Annotated in this window: 21 protein-coding genes; 20 read left to right on the top strand and 1 reads right to left on the bottom strand. The window is 59.2% G+C overall.

Going from position 1 to position 24853, the window contains the following annotated elements; translation table 11 throughout:
• The first annotated feature begins 2 nt into the window (after nucleotides 1-2).
• From uppS to ispD, 19 genes are all read left to right on the top strand, one after another.
• Nucleotides 3-758 carry a polyprenyl diphosphate synthase gene (gene uppS, locus CS390_RS05730; protein WP_099773718.1) on the top strand — a complete coding sequence of 252 codons (756 nt, stop codon included), beginning with the start codon at nucleotides 3-5 and terminating at the stop codon, nucleotides 756-758.
• A complete protein-coding gene (locus tag CS390_RS05735; protein WP_099773719.1) occupies nucleotides 758-1573 on the top strand; it encodes a phosphatidate cytidylyltransferase in 816 nt (271 codons plus the stop codon). Before uppS ends, CS390_RS05735 begins: the two co-directional genes overlap by 1 nt.
• On the top strand, nucleotides 1570-2760 hold the full coding sequence (gene ispC / locus CS390_RS05740; RefSeq protein WP_099773720.1) for a 1-deoxy-D-xylulose-5-phosphate reductoisomerase: 1191 nt from the start codon (nucleotides 1570-1572) through the stop codon (nucleotides 2758-2760). Before CS390_RS05735 ends, ispC begins: the two co-directional genes overlap by 4 nt.
• 57 nt (nucleotides 2761-2817) lie before the next feature.
• The gene (rseP, locus tag CS390_RS05745; RefSeq protein WP_099773721.1) at nucleotides 2818-4170 is read left to right on the top strand and encodes a sigma E protease regulator RseP; all 1353 of its coding nucleotides are present in this window, start codon (nucleotides 2818-2820) and stop codon (nucleotides 4168-4170) included.
• 74 nt (nucleotides 4171-4244) lie between these two features.
• Complete coding sequence (gene bamA, locus CS390_RS05750) at nucleotides 4245-6593, top strand: outer membrane protein assembly factor BamA (protein ID WP_099773722.1); 2349 nt, start codon at nucleotides 4245-4247, stop codon at nucleotides 6591-6593.
• Nucleotides 6594-6637: 44 nt separating this feature from the next.
• Nucleotides 6638-7141: an OmpH family outer membrane protein gene (locus CS390_RS05755; protein WP_099773723.1), complete on the top strand. Its 504-nt coding sequence runs from the start codon at nucleotides 6638-6640 to the stop codon at nucleotides 7139-7141.
• Between the two features lies 1 nt (nucleotide 7142).
• Nucleotides 7143-8198: a UDP-3-O-(3-hydroxymyristoyl)glucosamine N-acyltransferase gene (lpxD, locus tag CS390_RS05760; protein WP_099773724.1), complete on the top strand. Its 1056-nt coding sequence runs from the start codon at nucleotides 7143-7145 to the stop codon at nucleotides 8196-8198.
• A gap of 111 nt (nucleotides 8199-8309) precedes the next feature.
• Nucleotides 8310-8750, top strand: coding sequence for a 3-hydroxyacyl-ACP dehydratase FabZ (gene fabZ, locus CS390_RS05765; RefSeq protein ID WP_099773725.1), 441 nt, complete (start codon nucleotides 8310-8312; stop codon nucleotides 8748-8750).
• Entirely contained in the window at nucleotides 8747-9523 is a 777-nt protein-coding gene (lpxA, locus tag CS390_RS05770) for an acyl-ACP--UDP-N-acetylglucosamine O-acyltransferase (protein WP_099773726.1), read from the top strand. Before fabZ ends, lpxA begins: the two co-directional genes overlap by 4 nt.
• Before the next feature lie 2 nt (nucleotides 9524-9525).
• Nucleotides 9526-10653: a lipid-A-disaccharide synthase gene (lpxB, locus tag CS390_RS05775; RefSeq protein ID WP_099773727.1), complete on the top strand. Its 1128-nt coding sequence runs from the start codon at nucleotides 9526-9528 to the stop codon at nucleotides 10651-10653.
• On the top strand, nucleotides 10654-11283 hold the full coding sequence (rnhB, locus tag CS390_RS05780) for a ribonuclease HII (protein ID WP_099773728.1): 630 nt from the start codon (nucleotides 10654-10656) through the stop codon (nucleotides 11281-11283).
• Nucleotides 11284-11387: 104 nt separating this feature from the next.
• Complete coding sequence (dnaE, locus tag CS390_RS05785; protein WP_099773729.1) at nucleotides 11388-14909, top strand: DNA polymerase III subunit alpha; 3522 nt, start codon at nucleotides 11388-11390, stop codon at nucleotides 14907-14909.
• 98 nt (nucleotides 14910-15007) lie between these two features.
• Nucleotides 15008-15955, top strand: coding sequence for an acetyl-CoA carboxylase carboxyl transferase subunit alpha (gene accA / locus CS390_RS05790; protein ID WP_099773730.1), 948 nt, complete (start codon nucleotides 15008-15010; stop codon nucleotides 15953-15955).
• A 100-nt stretch (nucleotides 15956-16055) separates the two neighbouring features.
• Nucleotides 16056-17363 carry a tRNA lysidine(34) synthetase TilS gene (gene tilS / locus CS390_RS05795; RefSeq protein WP_099773731.1) on the top strand — a complete coding sequence of 436 codons (1308 nt, stop codon included), beginning with the start codon at nucleotides 16056-16058 and terminating at the stop codon, nucleotides 17361-17363.
• A 271-nt stretch (nucleotides 17364-17634) separates the two neighbouring features.
• Nucleotides 17635-19263 carry a CTP synthase gene (locus CS390_RS05800; protein WP_099773732.1) on the top strand — a complete coding sequence of 543 codons (1629 nt, stop codon included), beginning with the start codon at nucleotides 17635-17637 and terminating at the stop codon, nucleotides 19261-19263.
• 3 nt (nucleotides 19264-19266) lie between these two features.
• The gene (gene kdsA, locus CS390_RS05805; protein ID WP_099773733.1) at nucleotides 19267-20112 is read left to right on the top strand and encodes a 3-deoxy-8-phosphooctulonate synthase; all 846 of its coding nucleotides are present in this window, start codon (nucleotides 19267-19269) and stop codon (nucleotides 20110-20112) included.
• A 159-nt stretch (nucleotides 20113-20271) separates the two neighbouring features.
• Nucleotides 20272-21561, top strand: a complete 1290-nt coding sequence (gene eno, locus CS390_RS05810; protein WP_099773734.1) for a phosphopyruvate hydratase — start codon at nucleotides 20272-20274, stop codon at nucleotides 21559-21561.
• Nucleotides 21562-21721: 160 nt separating this feature from the next.
• Nucleotides 21722-22000 carry a cell division protein FtsB gene (gene ftsB / locus CS390_RS05815; protein ID WP_099773735.1) on the top strand — a complete coding sequence of 93 codons (279 nt, stop codon included), beginning with the start codon at nucleotides 21722-21724 and terminating at the stop codon, nucleotides 21998-22000.
• On the top strand, nucleotides 21997-22704 hold the full coding sequence (ispD, locus tag CS390_RS05820) for a 2-C-methyl-D-erythritol 4-phosphate cytidylyltransferase (protein ID WP_099773736.1): 708 nt from the start codon (nucleotides 21997-21999) through the stop codon (nucleotides 22702-22704). The genes ftsB and ispD overlap by 4 nt, the downstream gene beginning before the upstream one ends.
• Before the next feature lie 26 nt (nucleotides 22705-22730).
• Here ispD and CS390_RS05825 read toward each other — a convergent pair whose 3' ends face one another.
• Nucleotides 22731-23630 carry a LysR substrate-binding domain-containing protein gene (locus CS390_RS05825; protein WP_099773737.1) on the bottom strand — a complete coding sequence of 300 codons (900 nt, stop codon included), beginning with the start codon at nucleotides 23628-23630 and terminating at the stop codon, nucleotides 22731-22733.
• 108 nt (nucleotides 23631-23738) lie between these two features.
• Between CS390_RS05825 and CS390_RS05830 the strand changes: the two genes are divergently transcribed.
• On the top strand, nucleotides 23739-24851 hold the full coding sequence (locus tag CS390_RS05830; RefSeq protein ID WP_099773738.1) for an S-(hydroxymethyl)glutathione dehydrogenase/class III alcohol dehydrogenase: 1113 nt from the start codon (nucleotides 23739-23741) through the stop codon (nucleotides 24849-24851).
• Nucleotides 24852-24853 lie beyond the last annotated feature (2 nt).

Genomic DNA, 24853 nt, shown 5'->3' on the forward strand with positions numbered 1-24853 from the left:
TCATGGAAAAGAGCAAGCAGGGTGTGTCCCCGTCGGTGCCGCGCCATGTCGCGATCATCATGGACGGAAACAATCGCTGGGCGAAGAAACGTCTGCTGCCCGGCGTTGCCGGGCACAAGGCTGGTGTTGATGCCGTCCGTGCGGTGATCGAGGTGTGCGCCGAAGCCAAGGTCGAGGTACTGACCCTGTTCGCGTTCTCCAGTGAGAACTGGCAGCGGCCGGCTGATGAGGTCGGTGCGTTGATGGAGCTGTTCTTCTCGGCCTTGCGCCGCGAAGCCAAGCGCCTGAACGAGAACAACATCAGCCTTCGGATCATTGGCGATCGGTCGCGCTTTCATCCGGAGCTGCAGGCTGCCATGCGTGAGGCTGAAGCGCTGACTGCGGGCAGTGGTCGCTTTATCCTGCAAATCGCTGCCAACTACGGTGGCCAGTGGGATATCGCCCAGGCTGCCCAGCGCTTGGCGCGGGAAGTTCAGGCGGGGCATTTGCGCCCGGAAGACATCACGCCGGAGCTGCTGCAACCCTGCCTGGCTACCGGTGATCTGCCGTTGCCTGATCTGTGTATTCGCACAGGGGGGGAGCACCGTATCAGCAACTTCCTGCTTTGGCAGTTGGCCTATTCCGAGTTGTATTTCTCCGACCTGTTCTGGCCGGACTTCAAACACGAAGCCATGCGCAAGGCGCTGGCCGATTTTGCTTCGCGTCAGCGCCGCTTTGGTAGAACCAGCGAGCAGGTCGAAGCAGGAGCCCGTGCTTAATGCTTAAACAACGCATCATCACTGCGCTGATCCTGTTGCCGATCGCTCTGGGTGGTTTCTTTCTGCTCGAAGGTGGCGATTTCGCCTTGTTCATTGGTGGAGTTGTGACCCTGGGCGCTTGGGAATGGGCGCGTTTGTCGGGGCTGGTCGCCCAGGCATTGCGTATCGCTTACGCCGCCGTGGTAGCCGGTTTGCTGATGCTGCTGCACCTGATGCCGGATCTGGCCCCTTGGGTGCTCGGTGCGTCGGTGTTGTGGTGGGGGGTGGCAACCTGGCTGGTCTTGACCTATCCCGCGAGTAGCGAGTTGTGGGCCAGTGCCGCCTGCAAGCTGCTGATCGGTTTATTGATCCTTCTGCCGGCATGGCAGGGGCTTATCCTGCTCAAGCATTGGCCGCTCGGTAACGGGTTGATCATGTCGGTCATGGTGCTGGTGTGGGCTGCCGATATTGGGGCCTATTTCTCCGGTAAGGCCTTTGGCAAGCGTAAGCTGGCACCGCAGGTCAGCCCAGGCAAGAGCTGGGAAGGCGTTTATGGTGGTGTAGCGCTGAGCCTGGCGATTACCGTGGCGGTCGGCGTGAATCGTGGCTGGTCGGCCACTGAGTTGCTGTTGGGGGTGCTTGGCGCGGCATTGGTTGTTGCTGTTTCGGTCGTGGGTGACCTGACCGAGAGCATGTTCAAGCGCCGTGCAGGCATCAAGGACAGCAGCAATCTGCTGCCAGGTCATGGCGGTGTGCTGGATCGTATCGACAGCCTGACGGCTGCCATTCCGCTATTTGCTGTGCTGCTTTGGGCAGCTAACTGGGGCGCGATGTGAGCGGTCTGCAACGTATTACCGTGCTTGGGGCCACTGGCTCCATCGGCCTCAGCACGCTTGATGTAATTGCTCGTCATCCCGAGCGATACCAGGTGTTCGCATTGACCGGTTACTCGCGCTTGAGCGAGTTGCTCGCACTTTGCATTCGCCATGCCCCGTCCTATGCCGTGGTGCCAAGCGTCGAAGCCGCGCAGCAGTTGCGTGCTGACCTGCGCGCAGCCGGCTCGGCTACCGAAGTGCTGGTTGGCGAAGCGGGTTTGTGCCAGGTTGCGGCTGCCTCTGAAGTGGATACCGTCATGGCGGCCATTGTCGGTGCGGCGGGTTTGCGTCCTACCCTGGCAGCTGTCGAAGCTGGCAAGAAAGTGTTGTTGGCCAACAAGGAGGCGCTGGTCATGTCCGGCGCACTCTTCATGCAGGCTGTGCGTCAGAGTGGCGCAGTGTTGTTGCCGATCGACAGCGAGCATAATGCGATATTCCAGTGCCTGCCGGGCGATTTCTCCCGCGGCTTGCCTCAGGTTGGCGTACGGCGAATCCTGTTGACTGCGTCAGGTGGCCCGTTCCGGCAAACCCCGCAAAGCGAACTGGCTGACGTGACGCCAGAGCAGGCGTGTGCGCATCCGAACTGGTCGATGGGGCGGAAAATCTCTGTCGACTCGGCAAGCATGATGAACAAGGGGCTGGAATTGATCGAGGCCTGTTGGCTGTTCGATGCCCGGCCGGCCCAGATTGAGGTGGTCGTTCACCCACAAAGCGTAATCCACTCTCTGGTCGATTATGTGGATGGCTCTGTGCTGGCGCAGTTGGGCAATCCCGATATGCGTACACCGATTGCCAATGCGCTGGCCTGGCCTGAGCGGATTGACTCAGGGGTTGCACCACTGGATCTGTTTGCGATTGCCCGGTTGGATTTTCAGGCGCCGGATGAGCAGCGTTTCCCTTGCCTGCGCCTGTCGCGTCAGGCTGCTGACGCTGGGGGTAGTGCCCCGGCGCTGCTCAACGCAGCCAATGAGGTGGCGGTGGCTGCATTTCTTGAGCGGCGCATCCGCTTCCCGGAGATCGCGAGTATGATCGAAGATGTACTCGATCATGAGTCGGTGGTAGCGGTCGATACGCTTGAAGCCGTGTTTGCGGCTGATCACCAGGCGCGCCTTTTGGCCGGTCAGTGGTTGAGCCGTCACGGACGCTGATGCGCCGCGCTTCATGGCGCAGCGTCAGCGTCCGATGAACGTCATTCGGAGAGAGACATGAGTGCGCTCTATATGATTATCGGCACCCTGGTTGCATTGGGTGTGCTGGTCACCTTTCACGAGTTCGGTCACTTCTGGGTGGCGCGCCGCTGCGGCGTCAAGGTTTTGCGTTTTTCAGTGGGTTTCGGTCTGCCACTGTTTCGCTGGCATGATCGGCATGGCACTGAGTTTGTGGTCGCGGCGATCCCGTTGGGTGGCTACGTCAAGATGCTCGATGAGCGAGAGGGTGAGGTGTCGCCCGATCAGCTGGATCAGTCGTTCAATCGAAAGTCGGTGCGCCAGCGCATCGCTATCGTCGCAGCCGGCCCAATTGCCAACTTTTTGCTCGCCATTCTGTTTTTCTGGGTGCTGGCCATGTTGGGCAGCCAGCAGGTGCGCCCGGTCATTGGTGCAGTCGAGGCCGATAGTATTGCTGCGGCTGCCGGTCTGGGCGCCGGTCAGGAAGTCATTGCCGTAGACGGCGAGTCGATCAACGGTTGGGCTGCGGTTAATCTTCAGTTGATCCGTCGCCTTGGCGAGACCGGTTCGCTGCAGGTGACGGTCAGGGAGGAGGGGAGCAGTGCTGAGAGCACCCACGTGCTCAAGCTCGATAAGTGGCTAAAGGGTGCTGATGAGCCGGACCCGATCAATTCCCTGGGGATTCGTCCGTGGCGTCCTGCGTTGCCGCCAGTGTTGGCCGAGCTCGACCCTAAAGGCCCCGCTCAGGCTGCTGGCCTGAAACCCGGTGATCGTCTGCTGGCACTCGATGGTCAGGCGGTGAATGAGTGGCAGCAGGTGGTCGACAAGGTGCGCAGTCGTGCCGGCGGTCGCGTAACGCTGAGCGTTGAGCGCGATGGTGCCACGCTGGAGTTGCCGGTGAACCTGGCCACGCGTGGCGAAGGCAAGGCTGCCAGTGGTTATCTTGGTGCTGGGGTGAAGGCAGTCGAATGGCCGCCAAGCATGCTGCGCGAGGTGCGTTACGGGCCGCTTGCAGCGGTTGGCGAAGGGCTCTCTCGCACGTGGAACATGAGTGTTCTGACCCTGGATTCGCTCAAGAAAATGCTGTTCGGCGAGCTCTCGGTAAAAAACTTGAGCGGACCGATAACCATTGCTAAAGTGGCGGGCGCTTCGGCCCAGTCCGGTGTAGGTGATTTCCTTAATTTCCTCGCCTATCTGAGCATTAGCCTGGGGGTTCTGAATTTGCTGCCTATTCCAGTGTTGGATGGGGGGCATTTGCTGTTTTACCTGATCGAGTGGGCGCGTGGTCGCCCGCTCTCTGATCGGGTGCAAGGTTGGGGAATCCAGATCGGTATCAGTTTGGTAGTCGGGGTGATGTTGCTCGCCCTGATCAACGATTTGGGTCGTCTGTAACGCTTCGCTCAATTGCGAACCCGCCGTCTTTCGCGGAGGGTCGTTTATTGCCAGTTGGAATAAGAAAGGACTTCATGAAACGTCTGCTGCTAACTGCGGTTCTCGCCGTACTGATGATCGCTGAAGTTCACGCCGAGTCCTTCACCATCTCCGATATCCGTGTCAATGGCCTGCAGCGGGTTTCCGCTGGCAGCGTGTTTGGCGCATTGCCGTTGAACGTCGGTGACGACGCCGATGACCGCCGCCTGGTGGAGTCCACCCGTGCGTTGTTCAAAACCGGCTTCTTTCAGGACATCCAACTGGGGCGTGAAGGCAACGTTTTGATCATCAACGTGGTCGAGCGTCCTTCGGTTTCGAGTATCGAGATCGATGGTAACAAGGCCATCAGTACCGAGGACCTGCTCAAGGGCTTGAAACAGTCCGGGCTGTCCGAAGGTGAAATCTTCCAGCGCGCAACCCTCGAAGGTGTGCGTAACGAGTTGCAGCGTCAGTATGTTGCCCAGGGTCGTTATTCGGCTGAGGTTGACACTGAGGTTGTACCGCAGCCGCGTAACCGCGTAGCACTGAAGATCAAGATCAACGAAGGCACCGTTGCGGCGATTCAGCACATCAACGTGGTTGGTAATACCGTCTTCTCCGATGAAGAGCTGGCCAGCCTGTTCGAGCTCAAGACCACCAACTGGCTGTCGTTCTTCAAGAACGATGACAAGTACGCTCGCGAAAAGCTCTCGGGTGACCTGGAGCGTCTGCGCTCCTACTACCTGGACCGCGGCTATATCAACATGGATATCGCCTCCACCCAGGTATCCATCACCCCAGACAAGAAACATGTCTATATCACGGTGAACGTCAACGAAGGCGAGAAGTACACCGTGCGTGACGTCAAGCTGTCCGGTGACCTGAAGGTGCCGGAAGACCAGGTCAAGGCACTGCTGCTGGTGCAACCAGGGCAGGTGTTCTCGCGCAAGGTGATGACCACCACCTCCGAGCTGATCACCCGTCGTCTGGGTAACGAAGGCTACACCTTCGCCAACGTTAACGGCGTACCCCAGCCGCACGATGATGGCAAGACTGTCGACATCACCTTTGTAGTCGACCCGGGCAAGCGTGCTTACGTCAACCGCATCAACTTCCGTGGTAATACCAAGTCCGAGGATGAGGTACTGCGTCGTGAAATGCGTCAGATGGAAGGCGGTTGGGCATCGACCTACCTGATTGATCAATCCAAGACGCGTCTGGAGCGTTTGGGCTTTTTCAAGGAAGTGAACGTTGAAACCCCGGCAGTTCCGGGTACCGATGACCAGGTAGACGTCAACTACAGTGTAGAAGAGCAGGCTTCCGGTTCGATTACCGCCAGCGTTGGTTTCGCTCAGAGTGCCGGCCTGATCCTTGGCGGTTCGATCAGCCAGAACAACTTCCTCGGCACCGGTAACAAGGTTTCCATTGGCCTGACCCGTAGTGAGTACCAGAGTCGTTACAACTTCAGCTTTGTAGACCCTTACTGGACTGCCGATGGCGTCAGCCTGGGCTACAACGCGTTCTATCGCACCACTGACTACCAGGATCTGGATGTCGACGTTGCCAGCTATGCCGTGGACAGTCTCGGCGCCGGTGTCAGCGTTGGCTACCCGATCAGTGAAACTTCGCGTTTGACCTTCGGCCTGACTGCGCAGCAGGATGAGATCAAGACTGGTCGTTACACCGTTGACGAGATCTTCGATTTCGTCAAACAGGAGGGCGACAAGTACCTGAACTTCAAGGCATCCGCAGGTTGGTCCGAATCGACCCTGAACAAGGGCGTGCTGGCTACCCGTGGCCACTCACAAAGCCTGGTGCTCGAGGCGACCACGCCAGGTAGCGACCTGTCGTTCTTCAAGCTGGACTACCGTGGCCAGATGTTCAAGCCGATCACCAACGACTACACACTGCGGCTGCATACCGAGCTCGGCTACGGAGACGGTTTCGGTTCTACCGAGGGCCTGCCGTTCTACGAGAACTACTATGCAGGTGGCTTCAACTCGGTTCGTGGCTTCAAGGACAGCAGTCTTGGCCCGCGCAGTACGCCAAGTACCGGCAAGAACCCAGGCACGATTGCTGACCCGGATCAGGATCCCTTGCCGTTCGGTGGTAACGTCCTTGTACAGGGTGGTGTCGAGTTGCTGTTCCCTCTACCGTTCGTCAAGGATCAGCGCTCCCTGCGCACCTCGGTTTTCTGGGATGTGGGTAACGTGTTCGACACGCAATGCGGTTCTCAACCGGACTGTGAAAAGGTTGGCCTTTCCGGGCTGGCCAGTTCCGTTGGTTTGGGCGTGACCTGGATCACGGCGCTTGGCCCGCTGAGCTTCAGTCTGGCGATGCCGGTCAAAGAGCCGGACAGCGCCGATACCCAGGTGTTCCAATTCTCTCTGGGCCAGACCTTCTAAGGGTCTGATCCTTGTAACGACAACGGATTCTGTAGGAGTGCATCGTGCGTAAGTTGACTCAACTGGCTGTTCTGGCCGCAGCCCTGGTTGCGACCCCGGCGTTCGCCGAAATGAAAATCGCCGTGCTGAACTATCAGATGGCATTGCTGGAGTCGGATGCGGCGAAGAAGTACGCCGTTGATGCCGAGAAGAAATTCGGCCCTCAGTTGACCAAGCTGAAAAATCTGGAGAGCAGCGCCAAGGGCATCCAGGACCGCCTGGTCAAGGGTGGCGACAAGATGCCTCAGGGTGAGCGTGAGCGCCTGGAGCTTGAGTTCAAGCAGAAAGCACGTGACTTCCAGTTCCAGTCCAAGGAGTTGAACGAAGCCAAGGCTGTCGCTGATCGTGACATGCTCAAACAACTGAAACCTAAGCTGGATGGTGCTGTTGAGGAAGTCATCAAGAAAGGTGCTTTCGACCTGGTGCTTGAGCGCGGCGCGGTAATCGATGTCAAACCTCAATACGACATCACCCGCCAAGTCATCGAGCGCATGAACCAGTCCCGCTGATATGGCATTCAGTATGAAGCTGGGGCAACTGGCAGAGTTTCTCGGGGCGACGCTCAGTGGCCCCGCTGAGCTTGAAATCGTCGGTCTGGCAACCTTGCAGGATGCCGGTCCGGGGCAGTTGAGCTTCCTGGCCAACCCTCAGTACCGCAAGTACCTGGGTGAGAGCAATGCCGCCGCGGTGTTGCTCAAGGCAAGCGATGCTGAAGGTTTTGCCGGTCATGCGCTGATCGTGCCCGACCCTTATCTTGCGTATGCGCGCATTTCCCACCTGTTTGATCCCAAACCAAAGGCTGTGGCGGGAGTTCATCCCAGCGCCGTGGTGGCTGCGGACGCTCAGGTGGATGCTAGCGCCAGTATTGGAGCCTTCGTTGTTATCGAAAGCGGTGCGCAGATCGGCCCGGGTGTGACCGTTGGCGCGCAGTGTTATATCGGTGCACGTTGCGTGATTGGCGAGGGTGGTTGGCTCGCGCCCAAGGTGACCCTGTATCATGACGTGCGCATTGGCAAGCGTGTCGTGATTCAGTCGGGTGCCGTGTTGGGTGGCGAAGGTTTCGGCTTTGCCAACGAGAAGGGTGTCTGGCAGAAAATCGCGCAGATTGGCGGTGTGACGATCGGCGATGATGTCGAGATTGGTGTCAACACCGCTATTGATCGTGGTGCCTTGGCCGATACCTGTATTGGCAATGGCGTCAAACTCGACAACCAGATCCAGATTGCGCACAACGTTCAGATCGGCGATCACACGGCCATGGCGGCTTGTGTCGGCATTTCCGGCAGTACCAAGATCGGCAAGCATTGCACTATCGCAGGCGGTGTCGGCATGGTCGGTCATATCGATGTCTGCGATGGTGTGTTCGTTTCCGGCATGACGATGGTCACCCGCTCAATCACTGAGCCGGGCGCCTACTCCTCCGGTACGGCCATGCAGCCGTTGGCAGAGTGGCGCAAGAGCGCGGCGCGAATTCGCCAGTTGGATGAGATGGCAAAACGCCTCGTCCAGGTGGAAAAGCGCGTCGACACCGTGACCTCGGACGGCAAAGCTTCATCAGAAGGCTGATACCATTTCCTGATCAGGCGTGCTCAGCTGCTGGATAGCCGCCTTGATTTGCAAAAGGAGCGTTAAACCAAGGTTTACGCTCCCTATCTTTACTACAGGCTTCCCCCCGAAATGATGGACATCAACGAGATTCGCGAATACCTGCCTCACCGTTACCCGTTCCTGTTGGTGGACCGGGTAGTGGACTTGGACGTAGAGGCTCAGCGCATTCGTGCCTACAAGAATGTCAGCATCAACGAGCCTTTCTTCAATGGTCACTTCCCGGCGCACCCGATCATGCCGGGCGTATTGATCATCGAGGCCATGGCCCAGGCAGCCGGTATCCTCGGCTTCAAGATGCTCGACGTCAAACCTGCGGACGGCACCCTGTATTACTTCGTGGGCTCCGACAAGCTGCGCTTCCGTCAGCCGGTTCTGCCGGGCGATCAGCTGATTCTTGAAGCCAAGTTCATCAGTTGCAAGCGCCAGATCTGGAAGTTCGATTGCCAGGCTTCGGTGGACGGCAAGCCTGTCTGCTCGGCTGAGATCATCTGCGCGGAACGTAAACTATGAGTTTGATTGACCCTCGGGCAATCATCGACCCTTCGGCCAAGCTGGCCGAAGGCGTTGAGGTCGGCCCCTGGTCGATTATCGGCGCAAATGTCGAGATCGGGGAGGGGACCGTTGTCGGTCCGCATGTGATTATCAAAGGGCCAACCCGTATTGGTCGGCATAATCGCATCTATCAGTTTTCCTCTGTTGGCGAAGACACCCCTGATCTGAAATACAAGGGCGAACCTACCCGTCTGGTCATTGGCGATCACAATGTGATTCGCGAGGGTGTGACGATCCATCGTGGTACCGTACAAGACCGTTCGGAGACCACCCTGGGTGATCACAACCTGATCATGGCCTATGCTCACATCGGTCACGACAGCGTAATTGGCAACCATTGCATTCTGGTTAACAACACTGCATTGGCCGGCCATGTGCATGTCGATGATTGGGCGATACTCTCCGGCTTCACGCTGGTTCACCAGTTCTGCCATATCGGTGCTCACAGCTTCTCCGGTATGGGTACGGCAATTGGCAAGGATGTACCGGCTTTTGTGACGGTGTTCGGCAACCCTGCTGAAGCACGCAGCATGAACTTCGAGGGCATGCGCCGTCGTGGTTTCAGTGACGACGCCATCCATGCGCTACGCCGCGCTTACAAGGTGGTCTATCGCCAAGGACTGACGGTCGAGCAGGCCATCGTCGAGCTCACCGAGTCGGCCAGTCAATTCCCTGAAGTCGACCTGTTCCTCACGTCGATCAAGAACTCCACTCGCGGCATCACCCGCTGACCATGGCGCAGCTTTGTGTAGCGCTGGTGGCAGGTGAGGCCAGTGGCGATATTCTGGGTGCGGGCCTGATGCGCGCATTGAAGACCCGTCACCCGGATATCCGCTTCATCGGCGTAGGCGGCCCATTGATGCAGGCCGAGGGCCTGGATTCGTACTTCCCGATGGAACGCTTGGCTGTCATGGGCCTGGTTGAGGTGCTTGGGCGCCTGCGCGAACTGCTCAAGCGGCGCAAGGCGCTGATCCAGACACTGATCGCCGAAAAGCCCGATGTGTTCATCGGTATCGATGCCCCGGACTTTACGCTCAATATCGAACTGAAGCTGCGCCAGGTCGGAATCAAGACGGTGCATTACGTCAGCCCGTCCGTTTGGGCCTGGCGTCAGAAGCGTGTGTTGAAGATTCGCGAAGGTTGCGACCTTATGCTCACCCTGTTGCCCTTCGAGGCTAGGTTCTACGAAGAGCATGGCGTGCCGGTGCGTTTCGTCGGTCATCCGTTGGCCGATACTATCGATCTTGAGTGCGACCGCAGTGCTGCTCGCGCTCAGTTGGGGTTGCCGGATGGGCCGCTGGTGGCCTTGATGCCGGGTAGCCGTGGTGGTGAGGTAGGCCGTCTGGGCGCGTTGTTCCTGGATGCCGCGCAACGTCTGAGGGAGCGTGTCCCGGATGTGCGCTTCGTCTCCCCTTGCGCCAACGCGCTGCGTCGTGAACAGCTCGAGCAAATGCTGGTTGGTCGTGATCTGCCGGTAACCCTGCTCGACGGTCAGTCGCATCAGGCCTTGGCGGCCTGTGATGCCGTGTTGATTGCTTCCGGTACTGCCACCCTTGAAGCGCTACTGTTCAAGCGGCCAATGGTGGTTGCCTATCGCCTGGCGCCGTTGACCTACTGGATTCTCAAGCGTCTGGTGAAAAGCCCGTACGTCTCGCTGCCTAACTTGCTGGCCCAGCGCCTGTTGGTGCCGGAGCTGTTGCAGGATGCAGCGACGCCCGAGGCGCTGGCAGAGACGTTGCTGCCGTTGCTTGCCGATGGCCGTGGACAGACCGACAGCTTTGATCAGATTCACCGTACGCTGCGCCGTGACGCCTCCAATCAGGCGGCTGAAGCGGTGCTGGCCTTGCTGGAAAAACGATAAATGCAAATGGGACTGGACTTCAATCTGGTCGAGGACCTTGTCGCCGGTGTTGACGAGGTCGGTCGTGGGCCTCTGTGTGGCGCGGTGGTCACCGCTGCGGTGATCCTGGACCCGAAGCGGCCGATTCTTGGCCTGAATGACTCGAAAAAGCTCACCGAAGCTCGTCGTGAAAAGCTCTTCGACGAAATCTGTGAAAAGGCGCTCAGCTTTTGCATTGCCCGGGCCGAGGTCGAAGAGATTGATCAACTGAACATCCTGCATGCCACCATGTTGGCCATGCAGCGTGCGGTAGAGGGGTTGCATATCACCCCGAAACTGGCGTTGATCGACGGTAACCGCTGCCCCAAGCTCGATGTACCGGCGGCGCCGGTGGTCAAGGGTGATAGCCAGGTGCCTGCAATTGCGGCGGCCTCGATCCTGGCCAAGGTCACGCGCGACCGCGAGATGGCAGCCTTCGAGAAAGTCTACCCCGGCTACGGCATTGGCGGGCATAAGGGCTACCCGACACCTGTGCATCTTGAAGCACTAGCCCGGCTGGGCCCGACCCCCATTCATCGGCGCTCATTCGCGCCGGTGCGTGCCGCCTTCGAGGCCCGCGAGATACAGGCTGGCGGTTTCCCGGATATCTGACCGCTTGACCATTCATTTTTGGCCAGTGTTCTGCACTGGCTGATGTTTCGCTCAAGGCCCGGTACAATCCGGGCCTTGTTGTTTTGCGCTGCTATAGGATCATCATGTCGGCTTCCTTCGTTCATCTTCGCCTGCACACCGAATACTCGCTGGTCGATGGCCTGGTGCGCATCAAGCCGCTGGTCAAGGCGTTGGCCGGGATGAACATGCCGGCAGTCGCGGTCACTGACCAGAGCAACATGTGTTCGCTGGTCAAGTTCTACAAGGCAGCCATGGGCGCGGGCGTCAAGCCGATCTGTGGCGCCGACCTGTGGCTGGCAAGCGCGGACCCGGATGCGCCTCTGGCACGCATCTGCTTTCTGGCGATGGATGCCCAGGGTTATCGCAACCTCACCGAGTTGATTTCCCGCGGTTGGATGGACGGGCAGCGCAATGGTCTGGTTATCATCGAGCGTGACTGGATTGCCCAGGCCAGCGAAGGTCTGATTGCCCTCTCTGCGGCCCGCGAGGGCGATATCGGCATGGCATTGCTCGCGGGTAATCCCGACGAGGCAGAACGCCTGCTGCGTGACTGGATGGCAATGTTCCCGGAGCGCTTTTATGTGGAAGTGCAACGCACTAACCGCACGGGCGACGAAGAGTACCTGCACGCTGCGGTGGCCCTGGCTGACAAGCTCGGCGCGCCTCTGGTGGCGACCAACGATGTACGGTTCATCAAACAGTCGGACTTCGATGCGCATGAAACGCGCGTCTGCATCGGCGAAGGTCGGGCGCTGGATGACCCGCGCCGCTCGCGTAACTACAGTGATCAGCAATACCTGAAAAGCCCGGCGGAAATGGCCGAGCTGTTCAGTGATCTGCCTGAGGCGCTGGAGAACACGGTTGAAATTGCCAAGCGCTGCAATATCCAGGTGCAGTTGGGGAAATACTTCCTGCCGGACTTCCCGACGCCTAATGGCATGTCCATCGACGACTACCTGCGTCTTGTATCACATGAGGGCCTGGAGGAACGTCTGGCGGTGTTGTGGCCCAAAGAGACCACGCCCGACTATGAGGCGAAGCGCCAGACCTACCTGGACCGGCTGAAGTTCGAACTCGACATCATCATCCAGATGGGGTTCCCGGGTTACTTCCTGATCGTTATGGACTTCATCAAGTGGGCCAAGAACAACGGCGTGCCGGTAGGCCCTGGTCGTGGGTCGGGTGCGGGCTCACTGGTGGCTTACGTTCTGAAGATCACCGACCTCGATCCGCTGGCTTACGACTTGCTGTTTGAGCGGTTCCTCAACCCTGAACGGATCTCCATGCCCGACTTCGACGTCGACTTCTGCATGGACGGTCGTGACCGGGTGATTGACTATGTGGCTGAAGCCTATGGGCGCAATGCGGTAAGTCAGATCATTACCTTTGGCACCATGGCGGCAAAGGCGGTAGTGCGAGACGTGGCACGGGTGCAGGGCAAGTCTTACGGGCTTGCCGACCGGTTGTCGAAGATGATCCCGTTCGAAGTCGGCATGACCCTGGAAAAGGCCTACGAGCAGGAGGAGATGCTGCGCGACTTCCTCAAGAGCGATGAGGAAGCCCAGGAGATCTGGGACATGGCCCTGAAGCTTGAAGGGGTTACGCGCGGCACGGGCAAGCACGCCGGTGGTGTGGTGATCGCCCCGACCAAGCTGACCGACTTCTCGCCGATTGCCTGTGACGAAGAGGGCGGCGGCCTGGTAACCCAGTTCGACAAGGACGATGTCGAGGCGGCGGGCCTGGTGAAGTTCGACTTCCTCGGCTTGCGTACCCTGACCATCATCAAATGGGCGATGGAGACGATCAACCGTGAGCAGGCCAAGAACGGCCTGGACGATCTGAACATCGATTTCATCCCGCTTGACGACAGAAAGACCTTCGAACTGCTGCAAAAAGCCGAAACGACGGCAGTGTTCCAGCTTGAATCGCGGGGTATGAAAGAGCTGATCAAAAAGCTCAAGCCCGACTGCCTGGAAGACCTCATTGCACTGGTTGCGCTGTTCCGTCCCGGCCCGCTGCAGTCGGGCATGGTGGACGACTTCATCAACCGTAAGCACGGCCGCGCCGAGCTGGCCTATCCGCACCCGGACTACCAGTACGAAGGCCTGAAGCCGGTACTGGCGCCTACCTACGGCATCATCCTGTATCAGGAACAGGTGATGCAGATCGCTCAGGTCATGGCGGGTTACACCTTGGGTGGCGCGGACATGCTCCGTCGGGCCATGGGCAAGAAAAAGCCCGAGGAGATGGCCAAGCAGCGCGGCGGTTTCATCGAAGGGTGTGCGAACAACAATATTGATGCCGAGCTTGCCGGTAACATCTTTGACCTGGTAGAGAAGTTCGCCGGTTACGGCTTCAACAAGTCTCACTCGGCGGCCTATGGCCTGGTGTCGTACCAGACCGCCTGGCTCAAGACCCACTACCCGGCACCGTTCATGGCGGCGGTGCTCTCGGCGGATATGCACAACACCGACAAGGTGGTCACGCTGATCGAGGAAGTGCGCAGCATGAAGCTGCGTCTGGACGCTCCGGACGTTAACACCTCGGACTTCAAGTTCACGGTCAACGACGACGGTCGGATTGTCTATGGCCTGGGCGCGATCAAGGGTGTTGGTGAAGGGCCGGTAGAAGCCATTGTCGAGGCTCGCGCCGACGGTCCGTTCAAGGATCTGTTCGATTTCTGCGAGCGCGTGGACCTCAAGCGCATCAACAAGCGCACCCTCGATGCACTGGTTCGTAGCGGTGCGCTGGATCGCCTGGGGCCTTATTTTCACGACGAGCTCAAAGCCTACCAGGCCAACATCGACCGCAACCGTGCGGTACTGCTGGCGGCCATGGAGGAGGCAATCAAGTCGGCGGAGCAGACTGCGCGCACCCATGACAGCGGTCACGCCGATCTGTTTGGGGGGCTGTTCGTCGAGGAAGATGCCGACGTTTATGCCAATCACCGCAAGGCCCGGGAACTCACCCTCAAGGAGCGCTTGCGGGGCGAGAAAGATACCCTCGGCCTCTACCTGACCGGGCACCCGATCGATGAGTATGAAGGTGAGATTCGTCGTTTCGCGCGCCAGCGGATCATTGATCTGAAGCCAGCACGTGACACCCAGACCGTCGCGGGCATGATCATCGCCCTGCGGGTGATGAAGAACAAGAAAGGCGACAAGATGGGCTTTGTGACCCTTGACGACCGTTCCGGACGGATCGAGGCGTCCTTGTTCGCCGATGCATTCCATTCTGCTCAGGCATTGTTACAGACCGACGCAATGGTCGTGGTTGAAGGGGAGGTCAGTAACGATGACTTCTCTGGTGGCTTGCGCCTGCGGGTCAAACGCGTCATGAGCATGGAAGATGCGCGTACCAACCTGGCCGAAAGCCTGCGCCTGAAGGTGCGTAGTGATGCGCTCAAAGGTGATCGGTTGACCTGGTTGGGTGAGCTGTTCAAGCGTCATCGTGGCGCCTGCCCGATCACATTGGAGTACACCGGAACCGATGCCAAGGCCTTGCTGCAGTTCGGCGAGGGCTGGCGTATCGATCCGGCCGATGGCTTGATCCAGGCACTGCGTGACCAGTTCGGACGTGAGAACGTCTTTTTGCAATATCGATGAATTTTTAATCTCGACCTGAATGCGCCCGATCCCTTAAGGTAGGGCGCCAAACGGATCAACCGGCCGGCCGCCTGGCCGTCGACCCAAGACGGAAGCCTATGAACCCGAATTTTCTGGATTTCGAACAGCCGATTGCTGACCTGCAAGCCAAGATCGAAGAGCTGCGCCTGGTTGGTAACGACAACTCGCTGAACATTGGCGAAGAAATTTCGCGCCTGCAGGACAAGAGCAGCGCCCTGACTGCCAGCATCTTCAACAATCTGACCAGTTGGCAGATTGCACGAATGGCTCGTCATCCGCGCCGTCCTTACACCCTGGACTACATCGAGCACATCTTCACCGAGTTCGACGAACTGCACGGTGACCGTCACTTCTCCGACGATGCCGCCATTGTTGGTGGTGTCGCCCGCCTGGACGGTCGGCCAGTCATGGTCATCGGTCATCAGAAAGGCCGCGAAGTGCGCGAGAAAGTTCGCCGCAACTTCGGTATGCCGCGCCCTGAAGGCTACCGCAAGGCGTGCCGCCTGATGGAAATGGCCGAGCGGTTCAAGATGCCGATCCTCACCTTCATCGACACGCCAGGTGCTTACCCGGGTATCGACGCTGAAGAGCGCAACCAAAGCGAAGCCATTGCCTGGAACCTGCGCGTCATGGCACGTCTTAAAACCCCGATCATCGCCACCGTTATCGGTGAAGGTGGTTCCGGTGGTGCGCTGGCCATTGGTGTCTGCGACCAACTGAACATGCTGCAATACTCCACCTATTCGGTGATCTCGCCAGAAGGCTGCGCGTCGATTCTCTGGAAAACCTCCGAGAAGGCCGCTGATGCTGCCGAGGCCATGGGCATTACCGCCGAGCGCCTGAAAGGCCTGGGTATTGTCGACAAGGTCATTGCCGAGCCACTGGGTGGTGCTCACCGTGATCCAGCGGCGGCGGCGGCTTCGATCCGTGGCGAGTTGCTTGAGCAACTGGACATGCTGAAGAAGTTCGATAACGACGCGCTGCTCAAGCGTCGTTACGATCGTCTGATGAGCTACGGGCTCTGATCTGAAGGCATCGGTGCCCCGCTTGCAGGTATGCCAGGCTTCTTTCAGGGGCTGGCATGCCGGTGAACGCGTGCAGAACGCTCGCTGACGAGGTGCCCCGATGACTGATCTCCCTACCAGGCTGCTTGCCAGCCTGGCACCCTGGCGCAACGCACCGTCCTGGTGTGTTGCGCTATCCGGTGGGCTGGACTCCAGTGTCCTGCTTCATCTGCTGGCGCTGTTGTCCCGCCAGCATGCCTTGCCCCCTCTACGTGCCATCCACATCCATCACGGCCTTCAGGCCGCTGCTGACGCGTGGCCGCAGCTTTGCCAGCAACGCTGCGACGCGCTTGGTATTGAGCTTCAGGTCATTCATGTCACGGTAGCGCCGGGTGCGAGCCTGGAGCAGGGCGCAAGGGATGCACGCTACCGGGCGTTTGCTGAAGCATTGCGCCCTGCTGAGGTGTTGTTGACGGCTCAACACCGTGAGGATCAGGCTGAAACCGTACTGTTTCGGTTGCTGCGTGGCGCTGGTGTGCGAGGGTTGGCGGCGATGCCGGTGCAGCGCCCATTGGGTGCGGGGCGCTTGGTGCGTCCACTTTTGGCGGTTGGGCGCGAAGAACTGGAGCGTTATGCGGCGCAGCAGGGGCTGGAGTGGATCGACGATCCCTCCAACACCGATTGTCGCTTCTCACGTAATTACTTGCGCCATGACGTGTTTCCGGTGTTGACCCGGCGCTGGCCTCAGGCGGCGCAGAGCCTTGCACGCAGCGCTGCTCACCTCGAGGAAGCCCGCGTATTGCTTGAGGAACTGGCGCAGCAGGATCTGCTACAGGCCCGAACGGCTAGTGGTTTTGAATGGCTGGCATTGCCTTCGTTGGATTTGCCGACACTCCGGGCGCTTTCCCCGGCGCGCCAGCGCAACGCGTTGCAGTCCTGGCTGGCTGAGTACACTCGTTTACCCGACAGCCGGCACTGGGCTGGGTGGGAGAGCGTGCGGGATGCGGCCGACGGCAGTCGTGCCCTTTGGCGTCTCACCGATGGTGAGTTGCACCGTTGCGGCGATCGGATCTGGTGGTTGGCAGGTGACTGGCTTAAACCGCAGCCACCGACTCAGCCCTGGCGTGATCCTGGTCGACCACTGGCGTTGATCGATAACGGCTGTGTCCGTATAAGTGGTGGAGTGCCGCAGGGCTTAGTGCAGATTCGCTATCGTCAGGGCGGTGAAATGCTTCAGGTGCCAGGCCGAGGCCAGCGCGATCTCAAGCGTTTGCTCAACGAGCAGCATTTGCCGCTGTTCGTGCGCGCTCGGCTACCCTTACTGTTCGAGGGTGAGCGTCTGTTGGCAGTAGCGAACCTGCCTTCGCTGGCGCAGGACCAGTGGCAATTGCACTGGTCAGCACCGACGAACGCGCAAGGTTTGAGATGAAGGGCAGTTTCGGGTAGACTACGCTCCCTTCTTGATACAGCTTCTGTGACTTCATCGAAATCACGGGAGTTGCCGATTACCAAGCAGTTTTTTGCTGGGCGATTCTAAAAATGTTTAGCGAGCTCCTTACCGGGTTTTTTACCCCCGGTCTGTCCAGACGCGGCAGTTTTTTAAGATGCACTGTGATTGACGCAGGTGATCGGGGGCTTCGGCCTTCCTTCGCTTTCCCCGGCGGCGCAGACCGCTTTAACGCAGACTTCTAGGGTTTTTCATGACGCGCTACATATTCGTCACGGGCGGTGTTGTTTCTTCATTGGGGAAAGGCATTGCCTCGGCTTCATTGGCGGCCATCCTGGAGGCGCGGGGGCTCAAGGTCACCATGCTCAAGCTGGACCCGTACATCAACGTCGACCCGGGCACCATGAGCCCGTTCCAGCACGGTGAGGTGTTCGTCACCCACGACGGCGCCGAGACCGACCTGGACCTGGGCCACTATGAGCGGTTCATCCGCACGACCATGACCCAGAACAACAACTTCACCACCGGGCGTGTCTACGAGCACGTGCTGCGCAAGGAGCGCCGTGGTGATTATCTGGGCGCGACCATCCAGGTCATTCCGCACATCACCGACGAGATCAAGCGTCGCATCATCAAGGGCGCCGGCGATGCCGACGTGGCCCTGGTGGAAATCGGCGGTACTGTGGGTGACATTGAGTCGCAACCGTTCCTCGAAGCGATCCGTCAGCTGCGTGTTGAAGTAGGCTCCAAGCGCGCCATGCTGATGCACCTGACGCTGGTTCCGTACATTGCCACTGCCGGTGAGACCAAAACCAAGCCGACTCAGCATTCGGTCAAGGAGCTGCGCTCCATTGGTCTGCAGCCAGACGTACTGATTTGCCGCTCCGACCACCCGGTCGATGTGTCTTCTCGTCGCAAGATTGCCCTGTTCACCAACGTTGAAGAGCGTGCGGTGATCTCCCTGGAAGACGTCGACACCATCTACAAGATCCCGGCCGTACTGCACGCCCAGGGTCTGGATGATTTCGTCGTCGAGCGTTTCGGCCTGCAATGCAACGGTGCCGACCTGTCCGAGTGGGAAAAGGTTGTCGACGCCAAGCTCAACCCAGAGCATGAAGTCACCATCGCCATGGTCGGTAAGTACATGGAGCTGCTGGACGCGTACAAGTCGCTGATCGAAGCGATGAGCCACGCCGGCATCCAGAACCGCACCAAGGTCAACCTGCGCTACATCGACTCCGAAGACATCGAGAACCAGGGCACAGGCCTGCTCGAAGGTGCTGACGCCATCCTGGTACCCGGTGGTTTCGGTCTGCGCGGTGTCGAAGGCAAGATCACTGCCGTTCAGTACGCCCGTGAGAACAAGGTGCCTTACCTGGGCATCTGCCTGGGCATGCAGGTTGCCGTGATCGAATTCGCGCGTAACGTCATGGGCTGGAAAGACGCCAACTCCACCGAGTTCGATCGCAACAGCGGTCACCCGGTTGTCGGTTTGATCACCGAGTGGGCTGACGCTACCGGCGCCGTCGAAACCCGTACCGAAACTTCCGACCTGGGCGGCACCATGCGCCTTGGCGCTCAAGAGTGCCAGTTGGAGGGCGGTTCCAAGGTTCATGACTGCTATGGCAAGGACGTCATTGTCGAGCGTCATCGCCACCGCTATGAAGTGAACAACAACCTGTTGCCGCAGTTGATCGAAGCTGGCCTGAAAGTGTCCGGTCGTTCCGGCGACGGCGCACTGGTTGAAGTTGTCGAGGCCAAGGATCATCCATGGTTCGTCGCTTGCCAGTTCCACCCGGAGTTCACCTCCACGCCACGTGATGGCCACCCACTGTTCAGTGGTTTCGTGAAGGCGGCACTGGCACAACGGAACAAAGGCTGATCCATGACCCAGAAGATCATTCGCGTCGGTAACATCGAGATCGCCAACGACAAGCCAATGGTGCTGTTCGGCGGTATGAACGTGCTGGAAAGTCGTGACCTGGCACTCAAGGTCTGCGAAGAGTACGTGCGGGTGACCGAGAAGCTCGGTATCCCTTACGTGTTCAAGGCCAGCTTCGACAAGGCCAACCGTTCTTCGATCAATTCGTATCGTGGGCCGGGCCTGGAAGAGGGCATGCGGATTTTCGAGGACGTGAAGAAAGCGTTCGGCGTGCCCGTTATCACTGACGTGCATGAGCCGGACCAGGCTGCCACGGTGGCCAAGGTCTGCGACATCATCCAGTTGCCGGCCTTTCTGTCGCGTCAGACCGATCTGGTCGTGGCCATGGCCAAGACCGGCGCTGTGATCAATATCAAGAAAGCCCAGTTCCTCGCACCGCAGGAGATGAAGCACATCCTGACCAAGTGCGAGGAGGCCGGTAACGATCAGTTGATCCTCTGCGAGCGTGGTTCCAGCTTCGGCTATAACAACCTGGTGGTGGACATGCTGGGCTTCGGTATCATGAAGCAGTTTGAATACCCGGTGTTCTTCGACGTCACCCACGCCCTGCAAATGCCGGGCGGCCGCGCCGATTCGGCCGGTGGTCGTCGTGCTCAGGTCACCGACCTCGCCAAGGCTGGCATCAGCCAAGGCCTGGCAGGTCTGTTCCTGGAGGCCCATCCGGATCCGGACAACGCCAAGTGCGATGGTCCATGCGCCCTGCGCCTGGACAAACTGGAGCCATTCCTGGCCCAGCTTAAGCAACTGGATGATCTGGTTAAGAGTTTTCCGACGGTAGAAACCGCGTAATCCTCATTTCTCCGGTAAAGTACCGCACGCTCAACCCCTGACCAACCGGTCAGGGTTCTCTCCCCGCCAGGCTTGCCTTGCCTGTTTTTCCTTGTCTGGCGGCGGGCAAAGATTTTTCTCAGCTGCGTTGTTTTCGTCAATTTTGGAGTGCTTACAACAATGGCAAAGATCGTCGACATCAAAGGTCGTGAAGTTCTCGATTCGCGTGGTAACCCCACCGTCGAAGCGGACGTACTGCTCGACAACGGCATCATCGGCAGTGCCTGTGCGCCGTCCGGTGCTTCCACTGGCTCGCGTGAAGCGCTCGAGCTGCGTGATGGCGACAAGAGCCGTTACATGGGCAAGGGCGTGCTGAAAGCCGTTGCCAACATCAATGGCCCGATCCGCGACCTGCTGCTGGGCAAAGACCCAAGCGACCAGAAAGCCCTCGACCACGCGATGATCGAGCTGGACGGTACCGAGAACAAGGCCAAGCTGGGCGCGAACGCCATCCTGGCTGTCTCCCTGGCTGCCGCCAAGGCCGCTGCTCAGGACCAGGATCTGCCGCTGTACGCGCACATCGCCAACCTGAACGGTACCCCAGGCCAGTACTCCATGCCTGTGCCAATGATGAACATCATCAACGGTGGCGAGCACGCGGATAACAACGTCGACATCCAGGAGTTCATGGTTCAGCCGGTTGGCGCCAAGACCTTCTCCGACGCACTGCGCATGGGCACCGAGATCTTCCACCACCTCAAAGCCGTGCTGAAGGCCCGTGGCCTGAACACTGCGGTAGGTGACGAAGGCGGTTTCGCACCAAACCTGGCGTCCAACGAAGATGCACTGTCGGCTATCGCCGAAGCTGTGGCCAATGCAGGCTACAAACTGGGCACCGACGTGACCCTGGCACTGGACTGCGCTTCCAGCGAATTCTTCGAAGACGGCAAGTACAACCTGTCGGGTGAAGGCAAGTCGTTCGACGCCAACGGTTTCGCCGACTACCTGAAAGGCCTGACCGAGCGCTTCCCGATCATCTCCATCGAAGACGGCATGGACGAGTCCGACTGGGCTGGCTGGAAAGCCCTGACCGACAAGATTGGTGAGAAGGTACAACTGGTCGGTGACGATCTGTTCGTTACCAACACCAAGATCCTGAAGGAAGGCATCGACAAGAAGATCGCCAACTCCATCCTGATCAAGTTCAACCAGATCGGCACGCTGACCGAGACCCTGGAAGCCATCCAGATGGCCAAGGCTGCAGGCTACACCGCCGTGATTTCGCACCGCTCCGGTGAAACTGAAGACTCGACCATTGCCGACCTGGCTGTGGGTACTGCTGCGGGTCAGATCAAGACCGGTTCGCTGTGCCGTTCCGATCGCGTCTCCAAGTACAACCAACTGCTGCGTATCGAAGAGCAACTGGGCGCCAAAGCGGTATACCGCGGCCGTGCCGAGTTTCGTGGCTAAGCAAGAAATGGTAAAAAGACAGCAGTGTGCCGCCGATCGGTCATACTGATCGACAGCAACATGCTTGTTGCAGGCAATTGCCCACAAAGCCTGGCTTCGGCCAGGCTTCGTGCCATCAGCAACCTGCATTAAGCAGCGGTCTTTTCCACTGGATACCTCGATGCGCAGTCCCTATTGGTTGTTCCTCGTTCTGCTCTTGTTGCTTGCCGGCCTGCAGTATCGTCTGTGGGTGGGTAATGGCAGCCTGGCGCAGGTCACTGAGCTCAAGCAGCAGATCGCTGATCAGCACGCCGAGAATGAACGGTTGCTGGAGCGTAATCGCGTGCTCGATGCTGAAGTGCTGGAGTTGAAAAAAGGTATGGAGACCGTCGAAGAACGGGCGCGCCACGAACTGGGTATGGTCAAAGAGGGCGAAACCCTCTACCAGTTACCGCAATGAGCCAGTCCCTGCCTGCCTTCTGGGCAGTGATACCTGCTGCGGGCGTTGGTGCCCGAATGGCAGCCGATCGCCCCAAGCAGTACTTGCAGTTGGGCGGCCGGACAATCCTCGAGCATAGCCTTGACTGTTTTCTAGACCACCCCTGCCTCAAGGGCGTGGTTGTCAGCCTCGCCGCTGACGATCCTTATTGGCCAGGTCTTCGCTGCGCCGTTGATGCTCGTATCCAGCGTGCAGCCGGTGGTCGTGAGCGGGCCGACTCGGTGCTCAATGCGTTGCTGTTGTTGCATGCTCAGGGGGCTGACGACGCCGACTGGGTGCTGGTGCATGACGCTGCGCGACCGAACCTGGCACGTACCGACCTGGATCGGCTACTGGCCGAACTTGCCGATGATCCTGTGGGTGGATTGCTGGCCGTACCTGCGCGAGACACGCTTAAGCGTGCAGATGCTCAGGGCCGGGTGGCCGCAACCATCGACCGCAGTACGGTCTGGCAGGCCTATACACCGCAGATGTTTCGCCTGGGTGCCCTGCACCGTGCGCTGGCCGACAGCCTGGTGGCGGACGTGGCGATCACTGATGAAGCCTCTGCTATCGAATGGTCGGGGCAGGCACCGCGACTGATCGAAGGACGTAGTGACAATATCAAGGTCACTCGCCCAGAAGACCTTGAGTGGCTGCGTCAGCGCTGGGCGCTGCGCGGCTGACTGCCAACCGCCAACCAGGCTGGCTTCTACGGGGTGCGGTACTCCGGCAGATTTGCCAATCCTTCTCGTAAGTAATCCACCAATTGACGCACCTTGGGCGACAGATGCCGTTGCTGTGGATACAGCGCCCACACGGCGGTGTTGGGGGGTTGGTGCGCTTCAAGCAGCGAAACCAGCGCACCGCTGCGCAGGTGCTCTTGCACGTAGTAGTCCGGTAGTTGGCACAAGCCTACGCCTTGCAGTGCTGCATCGAGCACCGCCTGGCCGCTGTTGCAGCGCCAGTTGCCCTGTACGCGCTGTGCGATTTCACGCCCATCCTGCTGCAAAGGCCAGCTGTCCGTACTGCCGATCAAGCAGTTGTGTCGCGCCAGTTCCGAAAGGCTGTGCGGGCGACCATAGCGCTCCAGATACGCGGGCGAGGCGCAGAGGTACATGCGCCGGGGCGCCAGGCGGCTGGCCACCAGTCGCGAGTCCTGCAGGCGCCCCAGTCGAATGGCCATGTCCATGCCTTCATGCAGCAGGTCCAGTGTACGGTTGGTCAGTTCGATATCCACCCGCAATTGCGGGTAAAGGGCCATGAAGCGGGTCACCAGCGGCACAATGAAACGCTCGCCATAGGCCACTGCGCAGGTCATGCGCAGCAGCCCCTTGGGTTCGCTGCCAAGGTCGCCCATGGCTCGCAGCGCTTCGTCCCGGCCATCTTGCAAACGCTGGCAATGTTGCAGGAACGTCTGTCCTGCCTCCGTCAGGCTGACCCTTCGGGTGCTGCGATATAGCAGGCGGGTCTGCAGGCGTTCTTCGAGGCGGGCAATTTGGCGGCTGATATGGGAAGACGAAACCCCAAGGCGCTCTGCTGCTGCGGTGAACTGCCCTGATTCGGCGACGGCGACGAACTCATCGAAGCCTTCCCAGTGACTGCTTGCCATCGATTATCCCTGCTCAGCATTAATGTTTTGCGTTTGCCTGGATTATTCATCAAATGTTGATGAATTACACTTCAAGGCTGGAAACCGAACCTTTGCTGGAGAAGATTCATGATCAAGTCCCGTGCCGCCGTTGCCTTCGAGGCCAAGAAACCACTGGAGATCGTTGAGGTCGATGTGGCCATGCCCAAGGCGGGCGAAGTGCTGCTACGCGTAGTGGCGAGTGGTGTCTGCCACACGGATGCCTACACCCTGTCCGGCGCCGATCCGGAAGGTATCTTCCCCTCGATTCTTGGCCATGAAGGCGGTGCTATCGTCGAAGCCATCGGTGAGGGTGTCACCTCGGTCGCTGTAGGTGACCACGTGATCCCGCTGTACACCCCGGAGTGTGGCAAGTGCAAATTCTGCCTCTCTGGCAAGACCAACCTGTGCCAGGCCATTCGTGCCACTCAGGGCAAGGGCCTGATGCCTGACGGCACCACGCGCTTCTCCTACAAGGGCCAGCAACTGTTCCACTACATGGGCACCTCGACGTTCTCCGAGTACACCGTACTGCCGGAAATCTCCGTGGCCAAAATCCAGAAGGAAGCACCGCTGGAAAAAGTCTGCCTGCTGGGCTGCGGTGTCACTACTGGTATTGGTGCAGTGCTCAACACTGCCAAGGTCAAGCCAGGCGACACCGTCGCGGTTTTCGGCCTCGGTGGCATCGGCCTGTCGGCGATCATTGGTGCAGTCAAGGCCAAGGCTTCGCGCATCATTGCAGTGGACATCAACCCGGCCAAGTTCGAGATCGCCCGTCAGTTGGGCGCGACCGATTGCGTCAACCCGAAAGACTATGACCGCCCGATTCAGGAGGTCATCGTTGACCTGACAGATGGTGGTGTGGACTTCTCCTTCGAGTGTGTTGGCAACGTGCAACTGATGCGTGCAGCGCTGGAGTGTTGCCACAAGGGTTGGGGCGAATCCGTGATCATCGGTGTGGCCGGTGCAGGTCAGGAAATCTCGACGCGTCCGTTCCAACTGGTCACCGGTCGCGTGTGGCGCGGCTCAGCCTTCGGTGGTGTGCGTGGCCGTAGCGAACTGCCAAGCTATGTCGAGATGGCTGAAAAGGGCGAAATCCCGCTCGATACCTTCATCACCCATACCATGGGGCTTGAAGACATCAACAAGGCTTTCGACCTGATGCATGAAGGCAAGAGCATTCGCAGCGTCATCCATTTCTGAGG

The organism is Pseudomonas sp. HLS-6 (assembly GCF_002753995.1).
Classification (GTDB): Bacteria; Pseudomonadota; Gammaproteobacteria; order Pseudomonadales; family Pseudomonadaceae; genus Aquipseudomonas; species Aquipseudomonas defluvii.